Genomic DNA, 439 nt, shown 5'->3' with positions numbered 1-439 from the left:
GCGTTGTAAACTCTCGTGATAAGAGAGATCGACTCGTTCCACATCACTACCGCCAAAAAAAACATCGGTCATGATTTTCTGATCCGCCGAACGGTTATCCAGCCCCACGCGCTTCACGTTTGCGGACTCGCCTTTACGGTAAATCAACTGGTGCTCGCCAACGTAGGTGTGCGGCCCCAACTCCAGCGCGAGGCATAAGCCTTTTTGCGTGAGATACCTTTCCGCCGCTAGTCGCGAAACCACCGCCATGTCATACACGCCATTAAGCAGACACTCCACGCGAATATCCGCGCCGCGCATATGCGCATAGTAAAAAGGAATGCCATCAAACTGGGCTTTCAATCCGCACGCCAGGCCTTCGTACAAACGGGTATAGGGCAAGGGCATCGCGCACACCACGTTGTTGATATCCACATGACTCAGCAGCGCTTTGTTATCC

1 protein-coding gene is annotated in these 439 nt (G+C 53.3%); it reads right to left on the bottom strand.

Annotation, left to right across the window (positions count from 1 at the left end):
• Nucleotides 1-439: YhfZ family protein (locus tag E0L35_RS25610; RefSeq protein ID WP_212751722.1), on the bottom strand; the 439-nt coding region annotated here is incomplete at both ends.

Source organism: Halomonas sp. ATBC28, from assembly GCF_005937175.1.
In the GTDB taxonomy this organism is placed as follows: domain Bacteria; phylum Pseudomonadota; class Gammaproteobacteria; order Pseudomonadales; family Halomonadaceae; genus Vreelandella; species Vreelandella titanicae.
The sequence above is the reverse complement of the archived record's forward strand: the minus strand, read 5'-3'. Positions and strand labels throughout refer to the sequence as shown.